At 60.3% G+C, this 22,640-nt stretch carries 22 protein-coding genes; 9 read left to right on the top strand and 13 right to left on the bottom strand.

The window, feature by feature from the left end; genetic code table 11:
- Nucleotides 1-36 precede the first annotated feature (36 nt).
- Nucleotides 37-801: a sulfate transporter CysZ gene (gene cysZ, locus V8689_RS23900; protein WP_003194077.1), complete on the bottom strand. Its 765-nt coding sequence runs from the start codon at nt 799-801 to the stop codon at nt 37-39.
- Between the two features lie 294 nt (nt 802-1,095).
- Here cysZ and trxB point away from each other — a divergent pair, with 294 nt between their 5' ends.
- Nucleotides 1,096-2,058 carry a thioredoxin-disulfide reductase gene (trxB, locus tag V8689_RS23895; RefSeq protein WP_010206474.1) on the top strand — a complete coding sequence of 321 codons (963 nt, stop codon included), beginning with the start codon at nt 1,096-1,098 and terminating at the stop codon, nt 2,056-2,058.
- Between the two features lie 186 nt (nt 2,059-2,244).
- Here the strand turns inward: trxB and V8689_RS23890 are convergent, their stop codons facing one another.
- From V8689_RS23890 to V8689_RS23850, 9 genes are all read right to left on the bottom strand, one after another.
- Nucleotides 2,245-2,583, bottom strand: a complete 339-nt coding sequence (locus V8689_RS23890; RefSeq protein WP_056788726.1) for a HopJ type III effector protein — start codon at nt 2,581-2,583, stop codon at nt 2,245-2,247.
- A gap of 92 nt (nt 2,584-2,675) precedes the next feature.
- Entirely contained in the window at nt 2,676-3,452 is a 777-nt protein-coding gene (locus tag V8689_RS23885) for a TorF family putative porin (protein WP_056788729.1), read from the bottom strand.
- A gap of 105 nt (nt 3,453-3,557) precedes the next feature.
- A complete protein-coding gene (locus V8689_RS23880; RefSeq protein ID WP_056788732.1) occupies nt 3,558-5,300 on the bottom strand; it encodes an amidohydrolase in 1,743 nt (580 codons plus the stop codon).
- A 179-nt stretch (nt 5,301-5,479) separates the two neighbouring features.
- Nucleotides 5,480-6,364, bottom strand: coding sequence for a helix-turn-helix domain-containing protein (locus V8689_RS23875; protein ID WP_056788735.1), 885 nt, complete (start codon nt 6,362-6,364; stop codon nt 5,480-5,482).
- A gap of 57 nt (nt 6,365-6,421) precedes the next feature.
- Nucleotides 6,422-6,718, bottom strand: coding sequence for a DUF1244 domain-containing protein (locus V8689_RS23870; protein WP_056788738.1), 297 nt, complete (start codon nt 6,716-6,718; stop codon nt 6,422-6,424).
- A gap of 15 nt (nt 6,719-6,733) precedes the next feature.
- Entirely contained in the window at nt 6,734-7,105 is a 372-nt protein-coding gene (gene folX, locus V8689_RS23865; RefSeq protein WP_003194073.1) for a dihydroneopterin triphosphate 2'-epimerase, read from the bottom strand.
- A gap of 2 nt (nt 7,106-7,107) precedes the next feature.
- Entirely contained in the window at nt 7,108-7,668 is a 561-nt protein-coding gene (gene folE / locus V8689_RS23860) for a GTP cyclohydrolase I FolE (protein WP_003194072.1), read from the bottom strand.
- 20 nt (nt 7,669-7,688) lie between these two features.
- Nucleotides 7,689-8,399, bottom strand: a complete 711-nt coding sequence (gene folM / locus V8689_RS23855) for a dihydromonapterin reductase (RefSeq protein ID WP_056788740.1) — start codon at nt 8,397-8,399, stop codon at nt 7,689-7,691.
- A 57-nt stretch (nt 8,400-8,456) separates the two neighbouring features.
- Nucleotides 8,457-9,014, bottom strand: a complete 558-nt coding sequence (locus V8689_RS23850; protein WP_032895348.1) for an antibiotic biosynthesis monooxygenase — start codon at nt 9,012-9,014, stop codon at nt 8,457-8,459.
- A gap of 214 nt (nt 9,015-9,228) precedes the next feature.
- Between V8689_RS23850 and V8689_RS23845 the strand changes: the two genes are divergently transcribed.
- A complete protein-coding gene (locus V8689_RS23845; RefSeq protein WP_056788743.1) occupies nt 9,229-10,197 on the top strand; it encodes a MerR family transcriptional regulator in 969 nt (322 codons plus the stop codon).
- Here the strand turns inward: V8689_RS23845 and V8689_RS23840 are convergent.
- Both V8689_RS23840 and V8689_RS23835 read right to left on the bottom strand, forming a co-directional pair.
- Entirely contained in the window at nt 10,188-10,793 is a 606-nt protein-coding gene (locus tag V8689_RS23840; protein ID WP_032895350.1) for a hypothetical protein, read from the bottom strand. The two genes, V8689_RS23845 and V8689_RS23840, sit on opposite strands and share 10 nt — an antisense overlap.
- A gap of 58 nt (nt 10,794-10,851) precedes the next feature.
- Complete coding sequence (locus V8689_RS23835) at nt 10,852-11,319, bottom strand: PAS domain-containing protein (protein WP_056788744.1); 468 nt, start codon at nt 11,317-11,319, stop codon at nt 10,852-10,854.
- A 129-nt stretch (nt 11,320-11,448) separates the two neighbouring features.
- On the opposite strand from V8689_RS23835, the gene V8689_RS23830 reads away from it, so the two are divergent.
- The 7 genes from V8689_RS23830 to V8689_RS23800 all read left to right on the top strand — a co-directional run bounded on the left by V8689_RS23830 (nt 11,449) and on the right by V8689_RS23800 (nt 21,647).
- Nucleotides 11,449-11,904 carry a flavodoxin gene (locus V8689_RS23830; protein WP_056788747.1) on the top strand — a complete coding sequence of 152 codons (456 nt, stop codon included), beginning with the start codon at nt 11,449-11,451 and terminating at the stop codon, nt 11,902-11,904.
- Nucleotides 11,905-12,079: 175 nt separating this feature from the next.
- Nucleotides 12,080-12,862: a class II aldolase/adducin family protein gene (locus V8689_RS23825; protein ID WP_056788750.1), complete on the top strand. Its 783-nt coding sequence runs from the start codon at nt 12,080-12,082 to the stop codon at nt 12,860-12,862.
- Nucleotides 12,862-13,764 carry an alpha/beta fold hydrolase gene (locus V8689_RS23820; protein WP_056788753.1) on the top strand — a complete coding sequence of 301 codons (903 nt, stop codon included), beginning with the start codon at nt 12,862-12,864 and terminating at the stop codon, nt 13,762-13,764. Before V8689_RS23825 ends, V8689_RS23820 begins: the two co-directional genes overlap by 1 nt.
- Nucleotides 13,765-13,882: 118 nt before the next feature.
- A complete protein-coding gene (locus V8689_RS23815) occupies nt 13,883-14,794 on the top strand; it encodes an SDR family oxidoreductase (RefSeq protein ID WP_044268345.1) in 912 nt (303 codons plus the stop codon).
- A 481-nt stretch (nt 14,795-15,275) separates the two neighbouring features.
- Nucleotides 15,276-17,066, top strand: coding sequence for a DUF1302 domain-containing protein (locus tag V8689_RS23810; protein WP_047711749.1), 1,791 nt, complete (start codon nt 15,276-15,278; stop codon nt 17,064-17,066).
- A 27-nt stretch (nt 17,067-17,093) separates the two neighbouring features.
- The gene (locus tag V8689_RS23805) at nt 17,094-18,452 is read left to right on the top strand and encodes a DUF1329 domain-containing protein (protein ID WP_056788756.1); all 1,359 of its coding nucleotides are present in this window, start codon (nt 17,094-17,096) and stop codon (nt 18,450-18,452) included.
- Nucleotides 18,453-19,151: 699 nt separating this feature from the next.
- Nucleotides 19,152-21,647: a LuxR C-terminal-related transcriptional regulator gene (locus tag V8689_RS23800; RefSeq protein ID WP_056788758.1), complete on the top strand. Its 2,496-nt coding sequence runs from the start codon at nt 19,152-19,154 to the stop codon at nt 21,645-21,647.
- Here V8689_RS23800 and V8689_RS23795 read toward each other — a convergent pair.
- On the bottom strand, nt 21,644-22,519 hold the full coding sequence (locus tag V8689_RS23795) for a helix-turn-helix domain-containing protein (protein WP_056789217.1): 876 nt from the start codon (nt 22,517-22,519) through the stop codon (nt 21,644-21,646). The two genes, V8689_RS23800 and V8689_RS23795, sit on opposite strands and share 4 nt — an antisense overlap.
- Nucleotides 22,520-22,640: the final 121 nt, after the last annotated feature.

Raw genomic sequence — 22,640 nt, 5'->3', positions numbered from 1 at the left:
GGGCCATGTCGCCATTGTGTCAGTGCGATGATGGATTTATGACTTGACCACCGCTTGCTGCGCCATCGCTTCGGCGCCTTGCTCACGCACCCAGAACAACGTCGCCCCGGCCACCGCCGCTGGCATCATCAGCAGGTTGACCACCGGCACCAGCAGCACCAGGTAAACAATGCCGCCAAAGCTCATGCTCTGCCAGCGCTTCTGGCGCAGCCACGCCAGCATCTCGTTCCAGCCCAGCTTGTGGTTGTCGGCCGGGTAGTCGATGTACTGGATCGCCATCATCCACACGCCAAACAACAGCCACAACGGCGCCGCGATCAGGTTGACCACCGGGATGAACGACAGGATAAACAGGCCGATGGCACGTGGCAGGAAATAACCCAGCTTGCGCATCTCCCGCGCCAGGGTGCGCGGGACCATGGCGGCCAGTTCAGCCCAACTGAACGGCGGGAAGTCATCGGTGCCGCGTACCACCACCTCGACTTTCTCGGCGAGAAACCCGTTGAACGGTGCGGCGATGATATTGGCGAGCATGGTGAACGTGAAAAACACCATCAGCACCACCAGCACCACAAACAGCGGCCACAACAGGTAATTCAAAAAGCCTAGCCAGTGGGGCAGCGTCGGCATCAAGCTGTCGACCCACAGGCTGAACTGATGGCCGGCAAAATAGATCAACCCGACGAACAGCACCAGGTTGATCGCCAACGGCAACAACACGAACAGGCGCAGGCCAGGGCTCAACACCAGTTTGAGGCCTTCACGCAGGTATTGCGGGCCGGAAAGAGCAGGGGCGGGCATGGAATACTCCGAGCAGGATGGCGAACGCGCCGACCTTACCGGCTTTGCACCTGATGTGAAAGCGTCGGCAGGTAGGCGACATCCAGGGTTACAAAGGTGTCCATTAACTCAATTGCGCGCATAGAGAACACCTATGAGCTGGATTGTTAATGCGTATTTCCTTAATCTTGCCCCCCTCGATACGCTGCACCCATTATTTTTCAGGACCTGGCGAGTTAAAGCCTTCCCCAAGTGCTTCGCCGTCCTTTTTTATTCCCGCCGCCCTGTGGTCTGGGCGGTCGGTAGGAGTGAGTCATGTCTGATACCCGTCATTCCCGAGTGATTATTCTCGGTTCCGGCCCTGCCGGTTACAGCGCCGCTGTCTACGCTGCCCGGGCCAATCTCAAGCCGCTGCTGATCACCGGCATGCAGGCGGGCGGTCAGTTGACCACCACTACTGAAGTCGACAACTGGCCGGGCGATGTCCACGGCTTGACCGGCCCGGTGCTGATGGAGCGTATGAAAGAGCACGCCGAGCGCTTTGAAACCGAGATCGTCTTCGACCATATCAACCAGGTCGACTTCTCGAAAAAGCCTTATAGCCTGACCGGTGACAGCGGTGTGTACACCTGCGACGCGCTGATCATCGCCACCGGCGCCAGTGCTCGTTACCTGGGCCTGCCGTCGGAAGAAGCGTTCATGGGCAAGGGCGTTTCGGCCTGCGCCACCTGCGACGGTTTCTTCTACCGCAACAAGCCGGTTGCCGTGGTCGGCGGTGGCAACACTGCTGTGGAAGAGGCGCTGTACCTGGCCAACATCGCCAGCACCGTGACCCTGGTTCACCGCCGCGAGACCTTCCGCGCCGAGAAGATCCTGATCGACAAGCTGCATGCCCGTGTCGCTGAAGGCAAGATCATCCTCAAGCTCAACGCCACCCTGGATGAAGTCCTGGGCGACAACATGGGCGTGACCGGTGCTCGCCTGAAAAACAACGACGGCAGCTTCGACGAGCTGAAAGTCGACGGCGTGTTCATCGCCATCGGCCACACCCCGAATACCTCGCTGTTCGAGGGCGTGCTGGAAGCCAAGGACGGGTACCTGGTGGTGCAGGGCGGCCGTGAAGGCAATGCGACTGCGACCAACATCGAAGGTATCTTCGCTGCCGGCGACGTGGCAGACCACGTCTACCGCCAGGCCATCACCTCGGCCGGCGCCGGTTGCATGGCGGCCCTGGATGCCGAGCGTTACCTCGACGGTTTGAAGGACGCTTCGTTCTAAACCCGTTGAATTGAAAAAAACCGGCGAAAGCCGGTTTTTTTATGCCTGCGATTCAAGCAGCACCGCAATCCTGAGGTGTTAACCCAATCGCTGTGGGAGCTGGCTTGCCTGCGATAGCGGTGTGTCAGTCGCCAACGCCATCGCGGGCAAGCCCGGCTCCCACCTTGATCGGGTTTTCACATCGAATCAGCGGCGAGTCAAAGGTTGTTGGGCAAACTTCACACCTGCCAAACCCTGCGCAATCAACGCCCGAATATTGCCATGGTCACTGCCGTCCGGCGTGGCCACCACCGACCGGTAATGCTCACCAAACGCCAGCAGTGCTTCCTGATCACTTAACCCTTCCAGCAGTGCCAGACCCAAGGTCTTGCACGAGCCTTCATTTTGCCCGGCGGCATTTTCCACACCGCCGTTGGTGAAGGCTTGCGGCTGGTAGTCGTAACCGGCGGCGATAAAGGCCAGGGTGTCGGCAAAGGCATGTTCGCCGCTGGTGAGGCTGGCGCGCAGGGTATTCAAATCAGTCATTGGTTCTGGCTCTTTCTTAACGGGTGTAGGTGAGATTACCTATAGTAACTTTTTCAAGATTATTTCGAACCACATGCAAGCTGACGGGCGGGTTAGAACGTCTTGCTCGCGCCAGCCACTATCGTTGCGCTGCACAGGTTATCGAAGCCGGTAAAACTGGTGCATTCGGCTTTCGAAAGGTCGGTGTCGATATAGCTCAGCGACCAGTTAACGCCGACCAACTCGCGGCTGAGCTTGATTTCCCAGTTGTGATAATCGGCACGGCCGTTACCGTTGTTACTGAAAAATACGTTGTCTTTGTAGTCCACGTATTCATAGCGAGCTTCCAGGCCGACCTCTGCGGGCAGCACGGTGTGATAACCGATGAACCACGACGACAGGTCCTCGTCTTGTTTACCCTTGTGGAACTCGCCATGTTCATCCTCGTAGTCAGGGCCTTTCATGTTGCGCACGTATTTGCCGCCGAGCAGAACGCCGTAAACATCCAGGACAGTCTTGATTTCGCCCTGGTTGTAATCGCTTTCGCGCGGGTATTCATACTGCGTGTAGAAGCTGTCCAGGCTGATGCCGTCATGGATTTGCCAAAAATAGCCGGCGAAATATTCGATCTCCTGGTGCGTTTTTGAGCCATTGCCAAAGTCGACATTCGAGGTCCAGACGCCGGCGTACAAACCACTGGCGTGGTTGAGGGTAATCCCCAGTTGTATGGCAGGGTCACCCAGGGTTTGCGAGATACCACTGGTGCGATAGTCGCTGACCAGCGCGGGGTTGATGATGAGCTCGAAGCTGTCGTTGAGCTCGACGGCTTGAGCGTTGATCAGGGGCGTCAAGGCGAGCGCTGCAAGCATGAAGACGGAAAGTGCGTTCATAGGAGTCTCTTATTGTTATGAGTGTGTGAGTTATTCCAGGCGCGACCGTGCCCAGCGCCGCTCTGGGAGCGGCGTCAGGTGTTTGCGTAATATTGAGCGAGTGAGTCAGGAGCCGGGGGCGTAAACCTGTTTGCCGGAGAAGAAGGTGTTCAGCACCTTGGTCTCGAAGAGCTCGTCGTCACTGACCTTGAACACATCGCGATCAAGGACGATCAGGTCAGCCTGCTTACCGGGTTCCAGCGAGCCGATCTGTTGATCCAGACGAAGAGTTTTGGCGGCATTGAGGGTGTAGGCGTAGAACATGGTCTGGCGATCAAGGCTTTCCTTGGCGTTAAGCACCCCCAATGGGCCCTTACGCGTATTGGCCTGAGCAATGGCATTCCACGGGTTGGGGCCAGAGACGGGCCAGTCACTGCCGCCCGCGATGGTTGCACCCGCGTCATGCAGCGATTTGGCGGGGTACAGGTGATCGTAGGCAGACGTACTGATGTAAGGCTTGACCAGTTCTTCGGTGTAACTCTCGCTGGTGGCCCACAGCAATTGCATGGAGGCAATGACCCCCAGTTGCTTGAAGCGAGGGAAGTCTTCTGGATCGACCACTTGCAAGTGGGCGAGGCTATGGGCCACAGGCGTCGGGTTGAGGCGGCGCGCATAAGCAACGCCATTGAGGGCTTCACGTACGGCACGGTCACCGTCCGCGTGCACATGCATGATCCAACCGCGCTTTTCTGCAGCCACCACCAACTCACCGAAATGCTTCGGATCGATCAGCAACTGACCGCGTTTATGAGTGTTTTTGTAGGGGACGATGACCGCTGCGGTCTGCCCTGGAAACTCCATGATGCCGTCAGCAAAGATCTTGATGCCGGGGAATGTCAGATTGGGCACGCCCTCGAATTTTTTCATCACCTTGGCCACGACTTCCAGGTCGGCCGGCTTGCTTTTGGAGTTGGTGAGCATCAAGGCGGCGACGTGAGCACTGAGTTCGCCCTTCTCGGCCAGTTCGCGGTAGAACGGCAGCACGCCGTAGCTCTGCTCCGTTGCGCTGAAGTCGAACAGCGAGTCGCCATTGCCGGCGTTTGATGCCGCATCCATCCACGCGGTGACGCCATAACCATTGTTGACCTTCACCGCTTCGCGGGCGGCCTTGAGCATGGTCTCTCTGCTCGGTGCAGGAACCTTATTGCGGACCTGATCCCAGCGAGATTCGGCAAAATAACCGGTGGGGGTGAAGTCGTTTTCGTGACCGATGTAGTCACGCTCGTTCGCAGGCAGGCCTTTTACCAATGCGGCATCGACTTTCACACGCTTGAGCATGGCGTTGTTGGCCCAGCCGGTGTGGCCGTCGATGCCACTGAGCACCAGCGGTTGGTCGGCCCAGCGGCCCTGGTTGAAGATCTTGCCCAGTTCGCGGCTTTTATCCCAATAGGCCGAGCTGGTGCCGGCAATTAAGATGACGTCCCCGGATCTGGCCCGGCCTGCCTTATCTTGCTCGATGATCCATTGCTCAAGCTCGGGCAATGGCTTTTCTTCATCCAGCAAGTTGGCGCCCAGGCTCGCGAGACCTGCAGACACCGGATGGCTGTGAGTATCAATCATGCCGGGCATCAAGACCTTGCCCGCAAGGTCGAACCGTTGAGTGTTGGCATCGGCGAGGGCATTGATCTGCGCGTCGCTGCCGACTTCGAGGATTTTTCCGTTTTCCACCGCCACCGCTTGAGCCAGCGCTTGGCCGGGGACACCGGTGAAAACCTTGCCATTGGTGAATACCAGATCGGCTGCTGCCATGGCCTGCAGTGAGGGGACCGTTAACATCGCGGCCAGAACACAGGGGGTCAATCGCTTCATTCAAAGGTCCTTTTATTGATTTTGTTCTATTGAGGTTTTAGCGACGCAGCACATCAATGGCCGGCGAACGCTCGGTTCCTTGTTTGAAGTCGATAATGCGGGCGCAAGGAGGCTGGCCTCTATCCGATTTACGCTTGCGTGCGAGCCTCATTTTGGTGCGCAAGCGCTTGGGGGCCGATTCAGCGGGGACGTAAGAGTGTGCGGCTGGGGAGTTCACCAAAAAGCTGGTAATAGGCCTGGGAGAAACGGCCCAGGTGCCAGAATGACCAGCGCATGGCGACTTCCGCCACGGTTGTCTCTGCTGGCACCCTGCGCAGTAAGTCGCGGCGGGCAAAGTTCAATCGGCGTAACCGCTGCCATTGGCTGGGTGATACACCGATAGAAGACGTGAAGCGTTGTTGCAACTGACGAACAGACACCCCGGCGCCGTTGGCCAGTTGCAATACATTGAAGTGTTCTTGCGGGCTGGCCATGACCAGGTCGAAAACCCGTTGGATAAGACGGCGGTCATGGGCTCGGTGTTTCAGGCTTGCCAGGTCTGGCGTCTGGCTCGGGCAATCGAGGATATACAGGCAATCGTCGACCAGCTGTTGTGCCAGCCCTGCTTCAGGCACCGGGGATTGCCCCACGGCCAACCGTTGAAGCGTACTGCTCAACCAGTGGCCAAAAACCTGGCTCTGCCGGGAAACCAGCGGGGTGAGGAGCATGCCATCCAGGCTGCTCAAGTTCAGGCAATCAAGTTGCTTGAGGTATTGAGGGCCGATCACCACCGCGACTTCTTTATAGTTTTGCGGGGTGACCCAGGTGTTCTGGCTATCCTCGTTGAGCAGGTACAGCGATCCGTCGCCCGTATCAAAACTGAAGACCAGTGAACCGGCGGGCGCATGGAAATGCTGCTCTACCCGCGTGTTCATCTGCTCTTCATACACCTCGATGCCGTCCAACTGCATGTAGACAACTTTGCCCCGAAAATACCCTGGGGACATTTGCTGGTAGTGCTCCTGCCAGCCGGAAATCGCCAGTTGCTGATCCACATCCGCAGTATCAAAGGTTTGAATCTGCATGCTTTTGCTTTCCTGGTTTTTCCCGCGGGCTGGCCCCACGTCGTGAGGGCTTAGCGCCTAACCCTGGGGGTTGCCTTTGGCAAACGCGGCCTGTTGGTCGGCGTTGGCTTCCTGCTGGTATTGGGCTTTCCACTCGGCGTACGGCATGCCGTACACCACTTCACGGGCGTCATCGAGGCTGAGCTCGATCTGGCGCTCGTCGGCTTCGGCCTTGTACCACTTGGACAGGCAGTTGCGGCAGAAGCCGGCAAGGTTCATCAGGTCGATATTCTGCACATCCTTGCGGCTGTCCAGGTGGGCTACCAGCCGGCGAAAGGCGGCGGCTTCGAGTTCGAGGCGTTGTTGGTCGTTCATAGGGCTCACTTGCTATCAGCGGCTGGCGGCCAGAGTGATCGAAACCGACTCGGCAAAGCGCAGCGCATGGGGTTTGTCTACTTCGACTTCGGCGTACAGTACCGATTCGTTGCTCATCACCAGGTCCAGCAGTTCTTGGGTCAGGCGCTCCAGCAGGGCAAAGCGATTGCCCTCTACGTGAGCGATGATGGCCTTGGTGATGGTGCGGTAGTTCAGGGCGTGGTCGATGTCGTTATCACGTACGGCTTCCTGGGCGGCATACAGGATGGTCAGGTTGATCAGCACATCCTGCTTGTTGAGGATTTCGTCCTCGTTGATGCCGATAAAGGTGCGAAGGCACAGGTCCTTGACCCGGATACGCGCCATGCCTGGTTGAAGTTGTGGCATTGCTACTTGCTCCGTCCAATCAGTTGCAGGAACTCCATGCGGGTAGTGTTCGACTCGCGAAAGGCGCCGAGCATCACCGAGGTGTTCATGGTTGAATTCTGTTTCTCCACGCCGCGCATCATCATGCACATGTGCTTGGCTTCGATCACCACCGCCACGCCGGCGGCCTGGGTCACGTCCTGGATGGCATCGGCGATTTGCCGCGTGAGGTTTTCCTGGATCTGCAGGCGCCGGGCAAACATGTCGACGATGCGCGCCAGTTTTGACAGGCCCAGCACCTTGCCGGTCGGAATATAGGCCACATGGGCCTTGCCGATAAAGGGCAGCAGGTGATGCTCGCACAGCGAGTACAACTCGATGTCCTTGAGGATCACCATCTCGTCATTGTCGGACGCGAATAGTGCGCCGTTGACGATTTCTTCCAGGTTCTGCTCATAGCCGTGACACAGGTACTGCATGGCCTTGGCGGCACGCTTGGGCGTATCGAGCAGGCCCTCGCGCTGCGGGTCTTCGCCCAGGCCCTTGAGGATTTCACGGTAGTGGTGGGGCAGGGATAAGGTCATACAACATCCTCAAAAACGGCTTACTTGATATGCCGCCCACCGTTGACGGTCAGGGTGGTACCGGTGACATAGGGGTTGTCCAGCAGGTAACGCACGCTCTGGTAGATCACCTCGGGCCCGGGCTCGATGCCCAGGGCCGACTTGGCCAGGACCTTGGCGCGATAGGCCGCGTCATCGCCTTCGTTGAACATCACCATCGCCGGGGCGATGCCGTTGACCTTGATCAGCGGCGCGAACTGTGCGGCAAACGATAACGTTAGGCTGTCGAGCCCGGCCTTGGTGGCGCAATAGGCGATGTGCTGCCGGCTGCCCTTGCGCACCACGTCATCGCTGATATGCACGATATCGGCGGGTGTCGAGCGTTGCAGCAAAGGTGAACAATGCAGGTTGATCAGGTACGGCGCAAGCATGTGCACGCTGAACATGTCGATAAAGGCACGGCTTTCGCCGCCCGGGGTTTCGGCGACCCAGGTTGAAGCGTTGTGGATGATCGCCCGCAGGCTTTGGGTATGGGTGTGCAGCGCGGCAATGAACGCCAGTATGCCGGCCTCGCTGGAGAAGTCGGCAAACACGCCGATGGCACCCCGCTCACGCAGCGCCTGCACGCCGGGGCGTTCGCTGCGGTAGCTGAAAATCACCGCTTGGCCTTCATCCAACAGGCGCTCGGCGCAATGCAGGCCGACGCGCTGGCCGGCACCGGTGATCAGGATCGGAGCGTTGGTTGCATTCATGGGAGGCTCAAGTCGCTGGCAGGCTCAAACTATACCAGCGCCCCGGCCTCCCTGTACTCAAGCGGCGGCTTCGGTGACTTTGCGAGGGGGCGAGGGGTGCAGCCAGTTCGCCAGCAGATGGGTCGACAGCGGTATAAAAAGGTAGACCATCAGCGGGGTCAGGGCTGCGGTGCTCACCAGTACGCGGCTGAACAGGTCCAACTCGCTGAGCAGCGGCCCCAGGCCGAAGTTGAACAGCAACGATACCGGGAAAAATGCCAGCCAGATGGCCACTGCCTGTTTCCAGCGCGGCGGGCGTGCACCCACGGCACCAAACCAGCCATCGATACCGCTGACGCGGTGCTCCGACGGGTCGGCAAACAGCTCGCTGCCACGGCTCAGCCACGCGCTGCGCGAAGCGGAGAACTCCCACGCATGCAGGGTTTTTTCATCGGCAAAACGGAAGATGATCTGGAACTCATCATCATGGGGCGGCGGGGCCAGCACGCCGGAACCCAGATAACCCGGGAAGTCAGTCGCCAATTGCTCGCCTTCGCGCAGCCAGGCCATCAGTTCTTCGTAGCGACCCTTGGCCACGCGGCGCGCAACCATCAAGGTGACGGGTGAGGTAGACATCGTATATCTCCAAATCAACAAGTGCGCCGAGCCGGGTAGGCTGTGCACGGACGAAGCTGCGGGGTGGTGCAGCGACGCAAAAGAACAGGCAAGGATTATTCCGGATTTGCCCAAATACGCCAGAAACTTCGGATGGATCGCCGTAGATCTTGAATCATGCAGTTCAATCGGCGTTAAATGGTGTTCAAATTCATACAAGTTTTTTTGACCGCTGATGCCCGAAATCACTGCGCCTCTTCGCGAAACGACACCCGACAGCCACTCTGACTGCGAGGGGCTGTTTCCGATTCGTGAAGTGGCAAGACTCACAGGCGTAAACCCGGTGACCTTGCGTGCCTGGGAGCGTCGCTACGGTTTGATCCAGCCTTTACGCACCGAAAGTGGGCACAGGCTGTACTCAAGCACCGATATCGACACCGTGCACCGCATCCTCGGCTGGATCGAGCGGGGCGTGGCGGTGAGCAAAGTCGGCAAGCTCCTGGCGCGCGACCCACGGGCCAACGAACCGGCTACCGCGTCACGCAGCGATACCGAACTGGAGTGGTGCCAGTGGCAGACGCAACTTCGGCTGGCCATCAGTGCCTTTGATGATCGTGAGCTCGACCGGTTGTATGGCCAGATCTTCAGCGTCTATTCGACGACCGTGGTGTTCCAGGACATTTTGGTCCCGCTGTGGCAACAGTTGTTACGTCACCAAGGCCGCTTTGGCCAAGCCAGCGAGTGGCTGTTCTTCGACAATTTCCTGCGCTCGCGCGTCGCACGGTGCCTGCAAGTGGCCAGTGCCTCGCCAGCGCCCAGGGTGTTGCTGTCAGCCATTGCCGGAGAGTGCCGTGAGCTGGAGTTACTGGTGGCGGGCTTGTTGATGTCGAGCGAGAAACTGGCGGTCAAGGTCCTGGGCGTTGGCCAGCCACTGGATGAGTTGACGCTGATCTGCGAGCGCACCCGGCCGCAAGCCTTGGTGCTGTTTTCCAACCACGCCCCAGGGGCAGAGTTGGCGTCGCGGCTCAATCGCCTGGCCTTCACCCTCGATTGCCCGTTGCTGCTGGCTGGAGAGGCGTCGGACCTGGCAGAACACAGCCTGGCAGGGTCGTCGATTGGTTGCCTGGGCAATGACGGGCGCTTGATGCCGCGCCGATTGCAGCAACTGCTTAGCGGCCATCAGGGTACCGAGCCTCAGGCGTGAACGTGAGGATGCACCAGGCGGTGTTGGTGCAGGATGAACTGGCGTAGCCGTTCGATCTCATCGGCATCGCTCTGGCTCAGGCGATAAGCGAACAGGCCTCGGGCGGTTTCGCGCTCCAGCGTGCCGCGCAAAGCGATCCGTTCGTAGCCCGAAGGGCTGAACCACAGCGAAAAGGTCTTCGGCGGTTTGACCCGGCCACGCACTTCTACCAGCACCCCTTTGAATGACACTTCGTGCACCCACAACGCGCTGGGGTAGCCTTTGATATTTTCCAGTGCCACCGGCGTTTCAAGGGCCAGGCGCCATGGGCGGATCATCGGCCCATCTTCAAAAATGCTCGGTACGCCCAGGCGCAAATGCACGGCATGAAACTCATCTTCCACCAGGTGCAACGGGAAGGTGAGTTGCTGGTTGTCGAACTGCGCCTGGATGGTGACTTGGTCGTGAGCGGCCAGCCGCGTGAGCAAATCGCGAATCTGTGCGCCGCCATTAACCGTCAGGCTCGACCATGCATCCCGCAGGTTGAGCTGCGGGTTGTGTTGCATGTCCTGGATAAAATCCAGTTCGTCCTGCGTCAATAGCGTGTCGCGTTGCATTGATCTAGCTCAAGGCTGAGGCATTAAAAAGCCATTATCGCTCTAAAGACCGCGTTTTTTACAGTTTGTTAAATCCACTCGTCGCCTTGAGTGCCGCGAGTTCGCTCTTTAGCTCGGCCAGCTGGGCTTCCAGTTGGGCGACGCGCTGTTGGGCTTTGACTTGAGTGGTGACGTCTTTCTGCACGCCGACGAAATACGTTTGCTTGTCGACGTCGTTGTACACGGTCGAAAGCGACAGTTCGTTCCAGAAAGGTGTGCCGTCCTTGCGGAAGTTGCGCAGGATCTCTCGGCAGGCGCCGCCGCTGTCGAGCGCGTCACGAATGGCGATCAAGGCCGGTTGGTCGCGATCGCCCGACTGCAGGAAGCGGCAGTCCTGATACAGGATCTCGTCCAGGGTATAGCCGGTCAGCCGTTCGAAGGCCGGGTTGACGTAGATCAGCGGTTTGTCTTTGCCTTCGCGTTCGGCAACGACAATCCCGTCGTTGGACGCATTGACGACCATTTGCAGCAGTTTGGCGTTAATCATAGAGCGGTCCCTGGCCTGGTTTTGACCTTGCCAGTTTATGGCAAGTCTGGAATGTTGCACGGCGCGCACTGAAATATTGGCACAGGCTGCTAATATCCCACGCTTTCACTCAACTACAGGATCAGATTGATGAAAGTCGCCATCCTTTCCGGCTCGGTCTACGGTACGGCTGAAGAAGTCGCTCGCCACGCGCAAGAACTCCTCAAGGACGCAGGTTTCAACGCCTGGCACAACCCTCGTGCCACGCTGGCAGACGTGCAGGCCTTTGCTCCCGAGGCATTCCTGGCAGTGACCTCGACCACCGGCATGGGCGAGTTGCCCGACAATCTGCAACCTCTGTACTCAGCCATCCGCGACCAACTGCCCGCCGACTGGCGCGGCCTGCCAGGTGCAGTCATCGGCCTGGGCGACGCCAGCTATGGCGATACCTTCTGTGGCGGTGGTGAACAAATGCGCGAATTGTTCGCCGAACTGGGCGTCCACGAAGTGCTGCCGATGCTGCGCCTGGACGCCAGCGAAAGCGTCACCCCGGAAGCTGACGCCGAGCCTTGGCTGGCCGAGTTGGTCGCGGCACTGCGCGGTTGAGCACCTGAGAGCGCCGTTATTGACGGCGCTTGTTTGACACCGATATGTACTATTCTCATGGCTGACTCGCTCAGTCATCAAGCTGGCTGCCAAGGAAACTCCTTGCGCCTCGGCGTCTGACTAGACTGGCTCTCACTTTAGACACAATAAGAAGTGCGCCAAGGAGGTCATTGCCATGAGCCTAGCCCCTGCTCCATCACCACAAAACGTCAAAGCCCAGGTCAGCGCCGCCGAATGGCAAACCCGCGTGGACCTGGCGGCCTGTTATCGCCTGGTGGCCATGCACGGCTGGGATGACCTGATCTTTACGCATATTTCGGCCAAGGTGCCGGGCACTGAAGATTTCCTGATCAACCCCTATGGGTTGATGTTCCATGAGATCACCGCGTCGAGCCTGGTCAAGGTTGACCAAGCCGGTAATAAGCAAATGGACAGCCCCTACGAGATCAACCCGGCGGGCTACACCATCCACAGCGCCATCCACGAAGTGCGCCACGATGTGACCTGCGTGCTGCATACCCACACCGCTGCGGGCGTGGCGGTGTGTGCGCAAAAGCAGGGTGTATTGCCCATCAGCCAGCAATCGCTGTTCGTGCTGTCGAGCCTGGGCTATCACGCCTATGAAGGCGTGGCGCTCAATCACGAGGAAAAGGCCCGGCTGCAAGCGGATTTGGGCCAGAACAATTTCCTGATGCTGCACAACCACGGCCTGCTGACCTGCGCCGGTACCATCGCCGATACCTTCCTGATGATGTTCACCTTCCAGCGCGCCTGCGAGATCCAGGTACTGGCCCAGAGCGGCGGCACCGAGTTGATCGCCATCGAGCCGCAGATTCTCGCCGGTGCCAAGGCGATGGTGGCAGCTGTCACAAAAAGCGCCCAAGGTATGGGCGGTGCGCTGGCCTGGCCGGCATTGCTGCGCAAATTGGACCAACAGGACCCCGGGTATAAAAGCTGATGCCACTCGCCGAGATACCGCTCAGAGCCTGGCGCAAGCGCGGCCAGGACTTCGTCTTTCGTGGCCACACCGTACGGTATTGGGTGGCCGGGCAGGGTGAGCCGTTGCTGCTGATTCATGGTTTCCCCACGGCCAGTTGGGACTGGCATTACCTGTGGCAGCCCCTGGCCCAGCGCAACCTGGTGATTGCCTGCGACATGCTCGGCTTTGGCGACTCCGCTAAACCCTTGAACCACGAGTATTGCCTGCTGGAACAGGCCGATCTGCAACAGGCGCTGCTTGAGCATCTGCGGGTAGAGCGGCCGGTGCATGTGTTGGCCCATGACTATGGCGACAGCGTCGCCCAGGAATTATTGGCCCGGCATTACGAGGGGCGGTTCCAGATGGCGAGCTGCGTATTTCTCAACGGCGGCCTGTTTCCGGAAACCCATCGGCCGGCGCTGGTGCAAAAGCTGCTGCTCAGCCCGTTGGGCTGGATGATCGGCCGGGCCTTTGGGCGCAATGCCTTGGCCAGCAGTTTCAACCAGATCTTCGGCCCCCAGACGCGGCCCAGTGAAAGCGTGCTGGATGATTTCTGGAGTTTGATCAGTTGCAACGACGGCCCGCGTATCCTGCACAAACTCATCGCCTATATTCCCCAACGCCGCCGCCTGCGCGAGCGTTGGCTGGCGGCCATGCAGCGAGGCGAAGTGCCGCTGCGGGTGATCGACGGCGAGGTAGACCCGATTTCCGGTGCCCATATGGTTGAGCGCTATCGCCAACTGGTGCCCGAGCCCGACACGATATGGCTGGCCAATATCGGCCACTACCCGCAGATCGAGGCGCCGGTCCAGGTGCTCAGGCACTACCAAGCGTTTCGTGAGCGCATCGGCCAGCCCTCACCGCGTGCGGCCTATTCCTGAGCCTGCGCATCATCCCGCTGCCTTATCAGGCACCATTCAGCCCTGGCCGTCTTTATTGTGACCAAAGGCTGCGTGCGTGACACTCTGCCTATTCCCATTGTCGCCAGCGGAGTTCGGTATGAGTGAGTCAGTGCAGTTCCAGGATAAGGTCGTGATCGTCACCGGCGCCGGTGGTGGCTTGGGCCAGGCCCATGCGCTGCTGTTCGCCAAGCACGGGGCCAAAGTGCTGGTCAACGACTTGGGTGGCTCAACCCAAGGCGAGGGCGCCAATGCCTCGGCGGCCGACCGGGTGGTGGCGCAGATTCGCGCGGCGGGCGGCATTGCCGAGGCCAACCATGACTCCGTCACCGACGGCGACAAGATCGTACAGAACGCCCTGGATGTCTTCGGCCGGGTCGACGTGGTGGTCAATAACGCCGGGATCCTGCGCGACAAGACCTTCCATAAAATGGATGACAGCGACTGGGACTTGGTTTACCGGGTGCATGTCGAAGGCGCCTACAAAGTCACCCGCGCCGCCTGGCCGCATTTGCGCGAGCAGGGTTATGGCCGGGTGATCTTTACGGCGTCGACATCCGGTATCTACGGCAACTTCGGCCAGTCCAACTACGGCATGGCCAAGTTGGGCCTGTATGGCTTGACCCGCACCCTGGCGCTGGAAGGGCGCAAGAACAACATCTTGGTCAATGCGATTGCCCCCACCGGTGGCACGCGCATGACCGAAGGGCTGATCCCGCCGCAAGTGTTCGAGCGACTCAAGCCCGAACTGGTCAGCCCGTTGGTGGTGTACCTGGGCAGTGAAGCCTGTGAAGAAACTGCCGGCTTGTTTGAAGTGGGTGGCGGCTGGATCGGCAAGACCCGTTGGGAGCGCAGCCTGGGCGTGGGCTTTGATCCCGAGGCCGGTTTTTCGCCGGAAGATGTGGCCGCGCACTGGCAGCAGATCTGCGATTTCGAAGGGGCTGCGCACCCCAAGGACAACATCGAGGCGTTGAAGGAAATGATGGCTAACTTGCAGAAGTTCAGCCTCTGATCATTGCCGGTAAATCAATGAATCCCCCGGGGCGTCCATGACGCCCCGTTTTATTTGGGGCATAAAAAAGGCCGCTGCATAGGCAGCGGCCGAAGTAAGACGTTGGATCAAGGAGCGACAAATCAACGTCAGTGAACACCGGGAACAGACTGATTACTGGATCAATCCGTTAAAAATCAGCTTTTCTCCCCAATGCGGGAGCGGGCTGTTTGCCCTGAAAGCCAGGCAAGAATAATCGGTTGTAACAGAATGAGTAATAGCAAATCGGGACAAGGACTATTACCAGATCGGCAATAATTACAAGGCGCCATCGATTCTTCTGATAACCCTTCATCCATCGCATGCATGGCCCCGGGCCAACGCCCGGCCAGCGAACCCCGTCATCCTTTCGAGCGACAACACGAATACCTCCTTGGTGCGCTTATCGCTCCTCAAAGGCGGCAGTAGGGTGGGGCCTTCTGTCACTCACCGGGGAAGACGCATGACAAAAACAATAATGCGCGCCATCTTCACGCCACAGGCGCTGGCCACTGCGGTTGCGCTGGGCTGCTGTGCCCAGGCGCAGGCTGTTTCGTTCAACATCGGCGAGATCGAGGGGCAATTCGACTCCTCGCTGTCGGTCGGCGCCAGTTGGGGCATGCGCGATGCCGATAAAAGCCTGGTCGGCACCGTTAATGGCGGTACGGGCCAGGCGTCCACCGGGGATGACGGGCGTCTTAACTTCAAGAAGGGCGAGACCTTCTCCAAGATCTTCAAGGGGCTGCACGACCTTGAATTGAAGTACGGCGATACCGGCGTATTCGTGCGCGGCAAGTATTGGTACGACTTCGAGCTCAAGGACGAAGACCGCGAGTTCAAGCCCATCAGCGACCACAACCGCAAGGAAGGCGCCAAATCCAGCGGTGCGCAGATCCTCGATGCCTTCGTCTACCACAACTACTCCCTGGGCGACCTGCCCGGCACCGTGCGCGCCGGCAAGCAGGTGGTCAGTTGGGGCGAAAGTACCTTCATCGGTAACTCGATCAACAGCATCAACCCGATCGACGTGTCGGCGTTCCGCAGGCCTGGTGCCGAGATCAAGGAAGGCTTGATCCCGGTGAACATGCTGTTTGCCTCCCAGAGCCTGACCAATCAACTGACCGTGGAAGGTTTCTACCAACTGGAATGGGACCAGACGGTGCTCGACAACTGCGGCACCTTCTTCGGTGGGGACGTGGCGGCGGACGGCTGCACCAATAACTACACCGTCGGCAGCCCGGCGATCCGACCGCTGCAACCGGTGGCGGCGGCCTTTGGCCAAGGGTTTGGCGTGACCAATGAAGGCGTGATCGTGCGGCGTGCCGGTGACCGCGATGCGCGTGACTCCGGCCAGTTCGGCGCGGCCCTGCGCTGGCTGGGCGATGACACTGAATACGGCCTGTACTTCATGAACTACCACAGCCGCACACCGACCGTCGGCACCCTGACCGCCAATACCAACCTGGCGACCATCGGGCGCATCATCAACACCGCCAACGCCCTGGCGCCTGGCTCTGGCGCCGGTTTGGCGCAAAGCACCATGCTCGGCCGTGGCCAGTACTATCTGGATTACCCGGAAGACATCCGCCTGTTCGGCGCCAGCTTCTCCACCACCTTGCCCACAGGCACGGCGTGGACCGGCGAGATCAGCTATCGGCCTAATGCGCCGGTGCAGCTCAACACCACTGACCTGACCCTGGCCCTGGTCAACCCCATCGCGGGCCAACTCGCCTCACCCATCCGCAGCAATTTCGGCGATGACAACAAAGGCTACCGCCGCAAGGAAATCACCCAGATCCAGAGCACCATGACCCAGTTCTTCGACCAGGTACTGGGCGCCGAGCGCCTGACCCTGGTGGGCGAAGCGGCGGTGGTGCACGTCGCCGGCCTGGAAGACAAAAGCAAACTGCGCTACGGCCGAGACTCGGTGTACGGCGCCTACGGTTTTCAAGGTGACACCGACGGTTTTGTCACCTCCACCTCGTGGGGCTATCGGGCGCGGGCGATCCTTGACTACAACAACGCCATTGCCGGTGTGAACCTCAAGCCCAACCTGTCCTGGTCCCATGACGTGGCCGGTTACGGCCCCAACGGCCTGTTCAACAAAGGCGCCAAGGCCATCAGCGTCGGCGTGGATGCGGACTATCGCAGCACCTACACCGCAAGCCTGAGCTACACCGATTTTTTTGGCGGTGACTACAACACCCTGACCGACCGCGACTTCCTCGCCCTCAGCTTCGGCGTGAACTTCTGATCTGGCTTAAAAGAAGGACAAGACCCTATGCGTAAGATGATTGCAGTGCTGGCCCTGAGCGTATTGGCCGCCAACGTAATGGCGGCGGTTTCGCCCGACGAGGCCGCTAAGCTCGGCACCACCCTGACCCCGGTCGGCGCCGAAAAAGCCGGCAACGCCGATGGCTCGATCCCGGCCTGGACCGGCGGCATCCCGAAAAACGCCGGCGCAGTGGACAGCAAGGGCTTCCTGGCTGACCCCTTCGCCAACGAAAAACCGCTGTTCGTGATCACCGCCGCCACGGTGGACAAGTACAAGGACAAACTCTCCGACGGCCAAGTGGCGATGTTCAAGCGCTACCCAGAAACCTACAAAATCCCGGTATACCCCAGCCACCGCACGGTCAACTTGCCGGCGGACATTTACGAGTCGATCAAGCGCAGCGCCGTGAATGTGAAGGCGATCAACGATGGCAACGGCCTGGAGAACTTCACCGGCAACCGTTACTACGCGTTCCCTATCCCCAAGAATGGCGTGGAGGTGCTATGGAACCACATCACCCGTTACCACGGCGGCAACCTGCGGCGCATCATCACCCAGGCCACGCCCCAGACCAATGGCAGCTACACGCCGATTCGCTTCGAAGAGGAAGTGGCGGTGCCCCAGGCCATCCCGGATATCGACCCGGCCAAGGCCGCCAACGTGCTCAGCTATTTCAAGCAATCGGTCACCGCCCCGGCGCGGCTGGCGGGCAACGTGCTGCTGGTGCATGAAACCCTCGACCAAGTGAAGGAACCGCGCCTGGCCTGGATCTACAACGCCGGCCAGCGCCGTGTGCGGCGCGCGCCGCAGGTGTCCTACGATGGCCCAGGCACCGCCTCCGACGGCCTGCGCACCACCGACAACTTCGACATGTTCTCCGGCGCGCCCGACCGTTATGACTGGAAACTGGTGGGCAAGAAGGAGATGTACATCCCCTACAACAGCTACAAGCTCGACTCGCCGAGCCTCAAGTACGACGACATCATCAAGGCCGGGCACATCAACCAGGACCTGACCCGTTACGAACTGCACCGCGTGTGGGAAGTGGTCGGCACCGTCAAACCCAGCGAGCGGCACATCTACGCCAAGCGCCACATGTACATCGACGAAGACAGCTGGCAAGTCGCGCTGGTGGATCACTACGACGGCCGCGGCCAACTGTGGCGTGTCGCCGAAGGCCATTCGCAGTTCTACTACGACCACCAGGTGCCGGCCTACACCGTGGAAACCCTGTACGACCTGATTGCCGGGCGCTACATCGCGCTGGGTATGAAGAATGAAGAGAAGAGCAGCTTCGTGTTCGGCTTCGCGGCCAAGGCGGCGGACTACACCCCGGCGGCACTGAGGACGGAGGGCGTTCGCTGACTCCGCATCGAAGTGAGGTTGAAAAGGTGGGAGCTGGCTTGCCTGCGATAGCCATAGGTATCTGCACAACGCTGTAACGGTGGACGGTAACCACGATGCGAAGCGAGCCGCTCTTGATCTTGCTCTTGATCTGCTTGTGATCTTGATCTCAGGCGCCCCGTTAAACCACGCTGGCCGGAATTCGCCAGTGATTTGGGGGGTAAACCGGCAGGGATGCCGGTTTAGCCGCCCCGCGCCATGGATGGCGCGTGGCGGCGGCCCCCCAAATCACTGGCGGATTACGGGCACACCGAGCCTAAGCGAGGTGCCGAGTGGTGGGGCAAGAGCGCTTTGCTTACTTTCGCGCTTTTCGAAAGTGAGCCGCCGTCAGGGCGGAACCCTAAGTGGCCGTTACCTAAATAACGGATATGTATCCGGTCCAACTGTGTTGACTGTTAGGCCGCCTTCGCAGGCAAGCCAGCTCCCACATTTGGACTGCGGCGCGTCAGCTACATCAGCGTCGGCTATCAGGCCGCCACAGGATCAGCGTCGTACCGAAGTGGTGTAGATACCGATGACCATCCCAGGCAACCCAGCTCCCACACCGAATGGTGTCCACCGCGATTTTTATGGTCTTCAATCACCCCGCTGAATACTTCTTCAACAACCGCCAACCACAGGTCTAGGGTGACGCAACAATAAAAACAGCAGGATGCAGCAATGACCGCCATGACCCGCTGCCTGGACCGTTCTGGATGTATGCCACGGCTGTCCGCCCACCACCTGTTGCGTCCGCGCTTGTCACAGCCTTTGCTCGCGGCGCAGGCGCGTGTGAAGTTGCTGTGCGCGCCGGGTGGCAGTGGCAAGAGTGCACTGCTCGCCGAGTGTGCATTGCAGGCGCCGGCGGGGCGCCTGGTTCATTGGGTGCCGCTCCATGGCGCAGCACTCAGCCCGTTGGAGTTGTGCACACGGCTGGCGCAGCACCTGGGCCTGGTGTTTGTCGATGAAGCCACCTTATTGCTCGACCTCAGCCACTGGCCCAAGCCTGCGTGGCTGTTTCTGGATGATTTCTGCCGCCTGCCGGCTCCCGAATTGGACGCGTTGCTCGACCGTCTGCTCAGCGCCAGCAGTGCGCAACTGACGTGGTGGCTGGGTGCGCGGCGGCGCCCGGTGTGCAACTGGCCGCGCCTGTTGCTGGAGGACGAATTGCTGGAATGCAGTGAGTTGTCGTTCAACGCTGCGGAAGTCCAGGCACTGCTCGCCCCAGGGCAGAGCGTTGACAGCGTGATGCAGTTCAGCGGCGGTTGGTGTGCCGGTGTACGCATCGCCGCGCTGGGCGATAACCACCCCGACAAGACCTTGCTGGATTACCTGCAACACGAACTCTTCAGTACCTTGCCGGCGCCATTGGTCGAAGCCTGGCACGTATTGGCCCATCTGCCACGCTTCAATCTAGGCTTGTGTGAACACCTGTTCGGCCATGGTGACGGGGAACAGTACCTGCGCGAGCTACAAGCACTCGGTGCATTTATCCAGCCCTGGGAAGGCACCGGCGACTGGCTGCAGGTGTTTGCACCGCTGACGCGACTGCTGCGCGACGAACCCTGGCCGGCCAAGCGTTCGTGGCACCGCCGGGCCTGCCAATGGTTCAGCGCCGAGGGCGACTGGCAAGCGGCCTTCGAGCAGGCGTTGCTGGCGCAGGAATATGAAGTGGCGGTGAGCCTGTTACAGCACTTCAGTTTTGAGGATTTGTTTCGCCAGCAGAACGCCGTACTGCTGTTGCGCCTGCATGAACAGCAGGGCGATGAATTGATGTTGGGTTCGGCGCAGTTGGTGGGGCTGCTCACGGCCGCGTTGTTGTTTGCCGGGCGCTTCGAACAGGCAGCCTTGTGCATCGAGCAACTGGCCCGCTTTGCGCCGCAACCGACGGCCGCCGCGCAGCGCTATTTGCTGGCGCGCTGGCAGGCGCAATGGGGCTGGTTGCTGCATTTGAGCGGCGATGCCGAACGCTCCCGCGAGCATTTTCTTGAAGCCCTGCAAGCGCTGCCCGACAGCGCCTGGACATCGCGTCTGATGTGCCTGTCGGGCCTGACCCAGCAAGCCTTGCTGCGCGGTGAGCTGGAGGCCGCCCAACGCTTGAACCGTGAAGCGCTTTGCCTGGCTCGGTCCCACGGTTCGCTGGTATTGGAGGCCCTGCTGGAGTTGGATCACGCCCAATTGCTGGAGCAGCGTGGCGCGCCGTACCGGGCACAGAGCCTATTGGAGACGGTGCAGGCGATGTTGGCCGGGCAACGGCTCACCGCCGGGCCGTTGGTGGGGCGTATTGTCCTGCGGCGCGGGCATCTGGCCTTGCGTCAGGGCCAGGACACCCTGGCCGCCGAATGTTTCGAGGCCGGCTTGAGCATGTGCCAGCAGAGCCAGGATAAGCGCGTGCTGTATGGCTTCCTGGGCCTGGCGCTGTTGGCAGCCAATCGTGGCGACTACGCCCAGGCCTTCATTCAATTGCGCGACGCCGAGCGCCTGATGCAGCAGCGTCAGGTCCCCGACACGGTGTACCGCGCGGTATTGCTGTTGGTCAGTGGGCACTTCTGGTTGCAGCAAGGCCGCGCCGAATTGACGGTGCAGGCCGTGCGCCGGGTGTTACGCCACTTTCGCGGGCCTTGCGCCAAACAGGCGCCACCGGCCACCTTGGAGCTGATCCCGCGCCTGGAGTATTTGCTGGTGCTGGCCGAGGTCAAGCTGGGCTGTGCCGAGCAACCTATCGCGCGGCTTAATGCTTTGCTCGACACCTCACGGCAACGCGGCATGCTTTGCCTGGAAACCGAATTGCACCTGGTGCTCGGTGAAGTGACCTGGCAGCTTGGCGACCCGGCGTTGGCGCGCCGGTCGCTGCAAGCTGGCTTGGCGCTGGCGGAGCGTTGCCAGGTGCAGCAGGCGGTTCGCGAGTTGCGTTTGCGCGCGCCGGGGCTTTTAAGTGAGCTGGGCCTGGAGCCCCAGGCCGCGCCTGCCGGGGCGGCGCAAAACCCGCTGAGCCAGCGTGAGCTGGAGGTGCTGCAACTGATCGCCTTGGGCAACTCCAACCTGGAAATCGCCGATCGCCTGTATATCTCCCTGCACACCGTCAAGACGCACGCGCGGCGTATCCACAGCAAACTCGGGGTAGAGCGACGCACCCAGGCGGTGGCCAAGGCGAAGACGTTGGGCTTGATGGTCTAGGCGCAGAATGCCTGGCGGTATTGGCTCGGCGTGGCGCCCATGGCGTGGCGAAAGCGCTGGTTGAAATGGCTGGCGCTGGAGAAACCGCACAGCAAGGCCAGCTCACTGATCGGCAAAGCGCTGCTGCGCAGCAGGTTTTGCGCTCGCGCCAGACGTCGTGCCAGCAGGTATTGATGGGGCGGCACACCGAAGCTCTGGCGGAACATCCGGGCGAAATGGTATTCGGACAGCGCGCACATGGCGGCCAGTTGGCCGAGGCTGATGGCGTCTTCCATATGCTGGTCGATGTACTCCACCAACCGCCGCCGTTGGTGCGCGGCCAACCCGCCTTTCAAGCGCAAGCCTTCGCGGGCGCCGACCTGGCTGAGCAGGGTATGGCTGAGCAGTTCATGGGCCAGGCTGCTGGTCAGCAGGCGCTCGCCGGGCTCGTGCCAGTTGAGGCTGACCAACTGGCGAAAGCGCTGGGCCTGGAAGGGGTCTTCAAGGAAGGTGCCCTCACGCAATTGCAACTCCCGTGGCTCACGGTCCAGCAGGGTGACGCAGCCGAGGGCAAATTGTTCCGGGCTGAAATACAGATGGGCCAGGCGAATATCGCCATTGATCACCCAGGCCGACTGATGCTCGGCCGGCAGGATGCACAATTTGTCGGGGCCACCCTTGAGGCCCGGCTGATCACGCCGAAAGGTGCCCGTGCCGCCGCCGATGTAGCAGGACAAGGTGTGATGGCTGGGGGCCTGGTAATCCTGGGCGTCATGGTGGTTGCTCCACACGGCCGCAGCCAACCCGTCACCGAGCTCGGCGCAGGCTTGCAGGCGTGCGTGGGGCGAGCGGTTGAGGGCTTGGAAGACGTGCAGCGATTGCAGCTCTGGCATGGTGTGTTCTCCGACGCCTTGCATCCTACGCTCCACCGCTGGCGCTGTGAGCCCATCGCCCGACAAAAGCGCAAGAATGTGCAAGAACGTTATCCGGGGGGAGGGCCACACTGTGGCTCAA

The organism is Pseudomonas sp. AK181, assembly GCF_051122975.1.
GTDB lineage: Bacteria > Pseudomonadota > Gammaproteobacteria > Pseudomonadales > Pseudomonadaceae > Aquipseudomonas > Aquipseudomonas lactis.
The sequence above is the reverse complement of the archived record's forward strand: the minus strand, read 5'-3'. Positions and strand labels throughout refer to the sequence as shown.

Excerpts from the sequence above, each read along its gene's own strand:
- V8689_RS23810 (WP_047711749.1), top strand. The coding sequence starts at position 15,276 with ATGACAAAAACAATAATGCGCGCCATCTTCACGCCACAGGCGCTGGCC.
- V8689_RS23795 (WP_056789217.1), bottom strand. The coding sequence starts at position 22,519 with ATGCCAGAGCTGCAATCGCTGCACGTCTTCCAAGCCCTCAACCGCTCG.
- V8689_RS23815 (WP_044268345.1), top strand. The coding sequence starts at position 13,883 with ATGAGTGAGTCAGTGCAGTTCCAGGATAAGGTCGTGATCGTCACCGGC.
- V8689_RS23885 (WP_056788729.1), bottom strand. The coding sequence starts at position 3,452 with ATGAACGCACTTTCCGTCTTCATGCTTGCAGCGCTCGCCTTGACGCCC.
- V8689_RS23800 (WP_056788758.1), top strand. The coding sequence starts at position 19,152 with ATGACCGCCATGACCCGCTGCCTGGACCGTTCTGGATGTATGCCACGG.
- folM (WP_056788740.1), bottom strand. The coding sequence starts at position 8,399 with ATGAATGCAACCAACGCTCCGATCCTGATCACCGGTGCCGGCCAGCGC.
- V8689_RS23875 (WP_056788735.1), bottom strand. The coding sequence starts at position 6,364 with ATGCAGATTCAAACCTTTGATACTGCGGATGTGGATCAGCAACTGGCG.
- folX (WP_003194073.1), bottom strand. The coding sequence starts at position 7,105 with ATGCCACAACTTCAACCAGGCATGGCGCGTATCCGGGTCAAGGACCTG.
- V8689_RS23850 (WP_032895348.1), bottom strand. The coding sequence starts at position 9,014 with ATGTCTACCTCACCCGTCACCTTGATGGTTGCGCGCCGCGTGGCCAAG.
- V8689_RS23890 (WP_056788726.1), bottom strand. The coding sequence starts at position 2,583 with ATGACTGATTTGAATACCCTGCGCGCCAGCCTCACCAGCGGCGAACAT.
- V8689_RS23825 (WP_056788750.1), top strand. The coding sequence starts at position 12,080 with ATGAGCCTAGCCCCTGCTCCATCACCACAAAACGTCAAAGCCCAGGTC.
- V8689_RS23845 (WP_056788743.1), top strand. The coding sequence starts at position 9,229 with ATGCCCGAAATCACTGCGCCTCTTCGCGAAACGACACCCGACAGCCAC.
- V8689_RS23830 (WP_056788747.1), top strand. The coding sequence starts at position 11,449 with ATGAAAGTCGCCATCCTTTCCGGCTCGGTCTACGGTACGGCTGAAGAA.
- V8689_RS23870 (WP_056788738.1), bottom strand. The coding sequence starts at position 6,718 with ATGAACGACCAACAACGCCTCGAACTCGAAGCCGCCGCCTTTCGCCGG.
- V8689_RS23880 (WP_056788732.1), bottom strand. The coding sequence starts at position 5,300 with ATGAAGCGATTGACCCCCTGTGTTCTGGCCGCGATGTTAACGGTCCCC.
- folE (WP_003194072.1), bottom strand. The coding sequence starts at position 7,668 with ATGACCTTATCCCTGCCCCACCACTACCGTGAAATCCTCAAGGGCCTG.
- cysZ (WP_003194077.1), bottom strand. The coding sequence starts at position 801 with ATGCCCGCCCCTGCTCTTTCCGGCCCGCAATACCTGCGTGAAGGCCTC.
- V8689_RS23820 (WP_056788753.1), top strand. The coding sequence starts at position 12,862 with ATGCCACTCGCCGAGATACCGCTCAGAGCCTGGCGCAAGCGCGGCCAG.
- V8689_RS23805 (WP_056788756.1), top strand. The coding sequence starts at position 17,094 with ATGCGTAAGATGATTGCAGTGCTGGCCCTGAGCGTATTGGCCGCCAAC.
- V8689_RS23835 (WP_056788744.1), bottom strand. The coding sequence starts at position 11,319 with ATGATTAACGCCAAACTGCTGCAAATGGTCGTCAATGCGTCCAACGAC.
- V8689_RS23840 (WP_032895350.1), bottom strand. The coding sequence starts at position 10,793 with ATGCAACGCGACACGCTATTGACGCAGGACGAACTGGATTTTATCCAG.
- trxB (WP_010206474.1), top strand. The coding sequence starts at position 1,096 with ATGTCTGATACCCGTCATTCCCGAGTGATTATTCTCGGTTCCGGCCCT.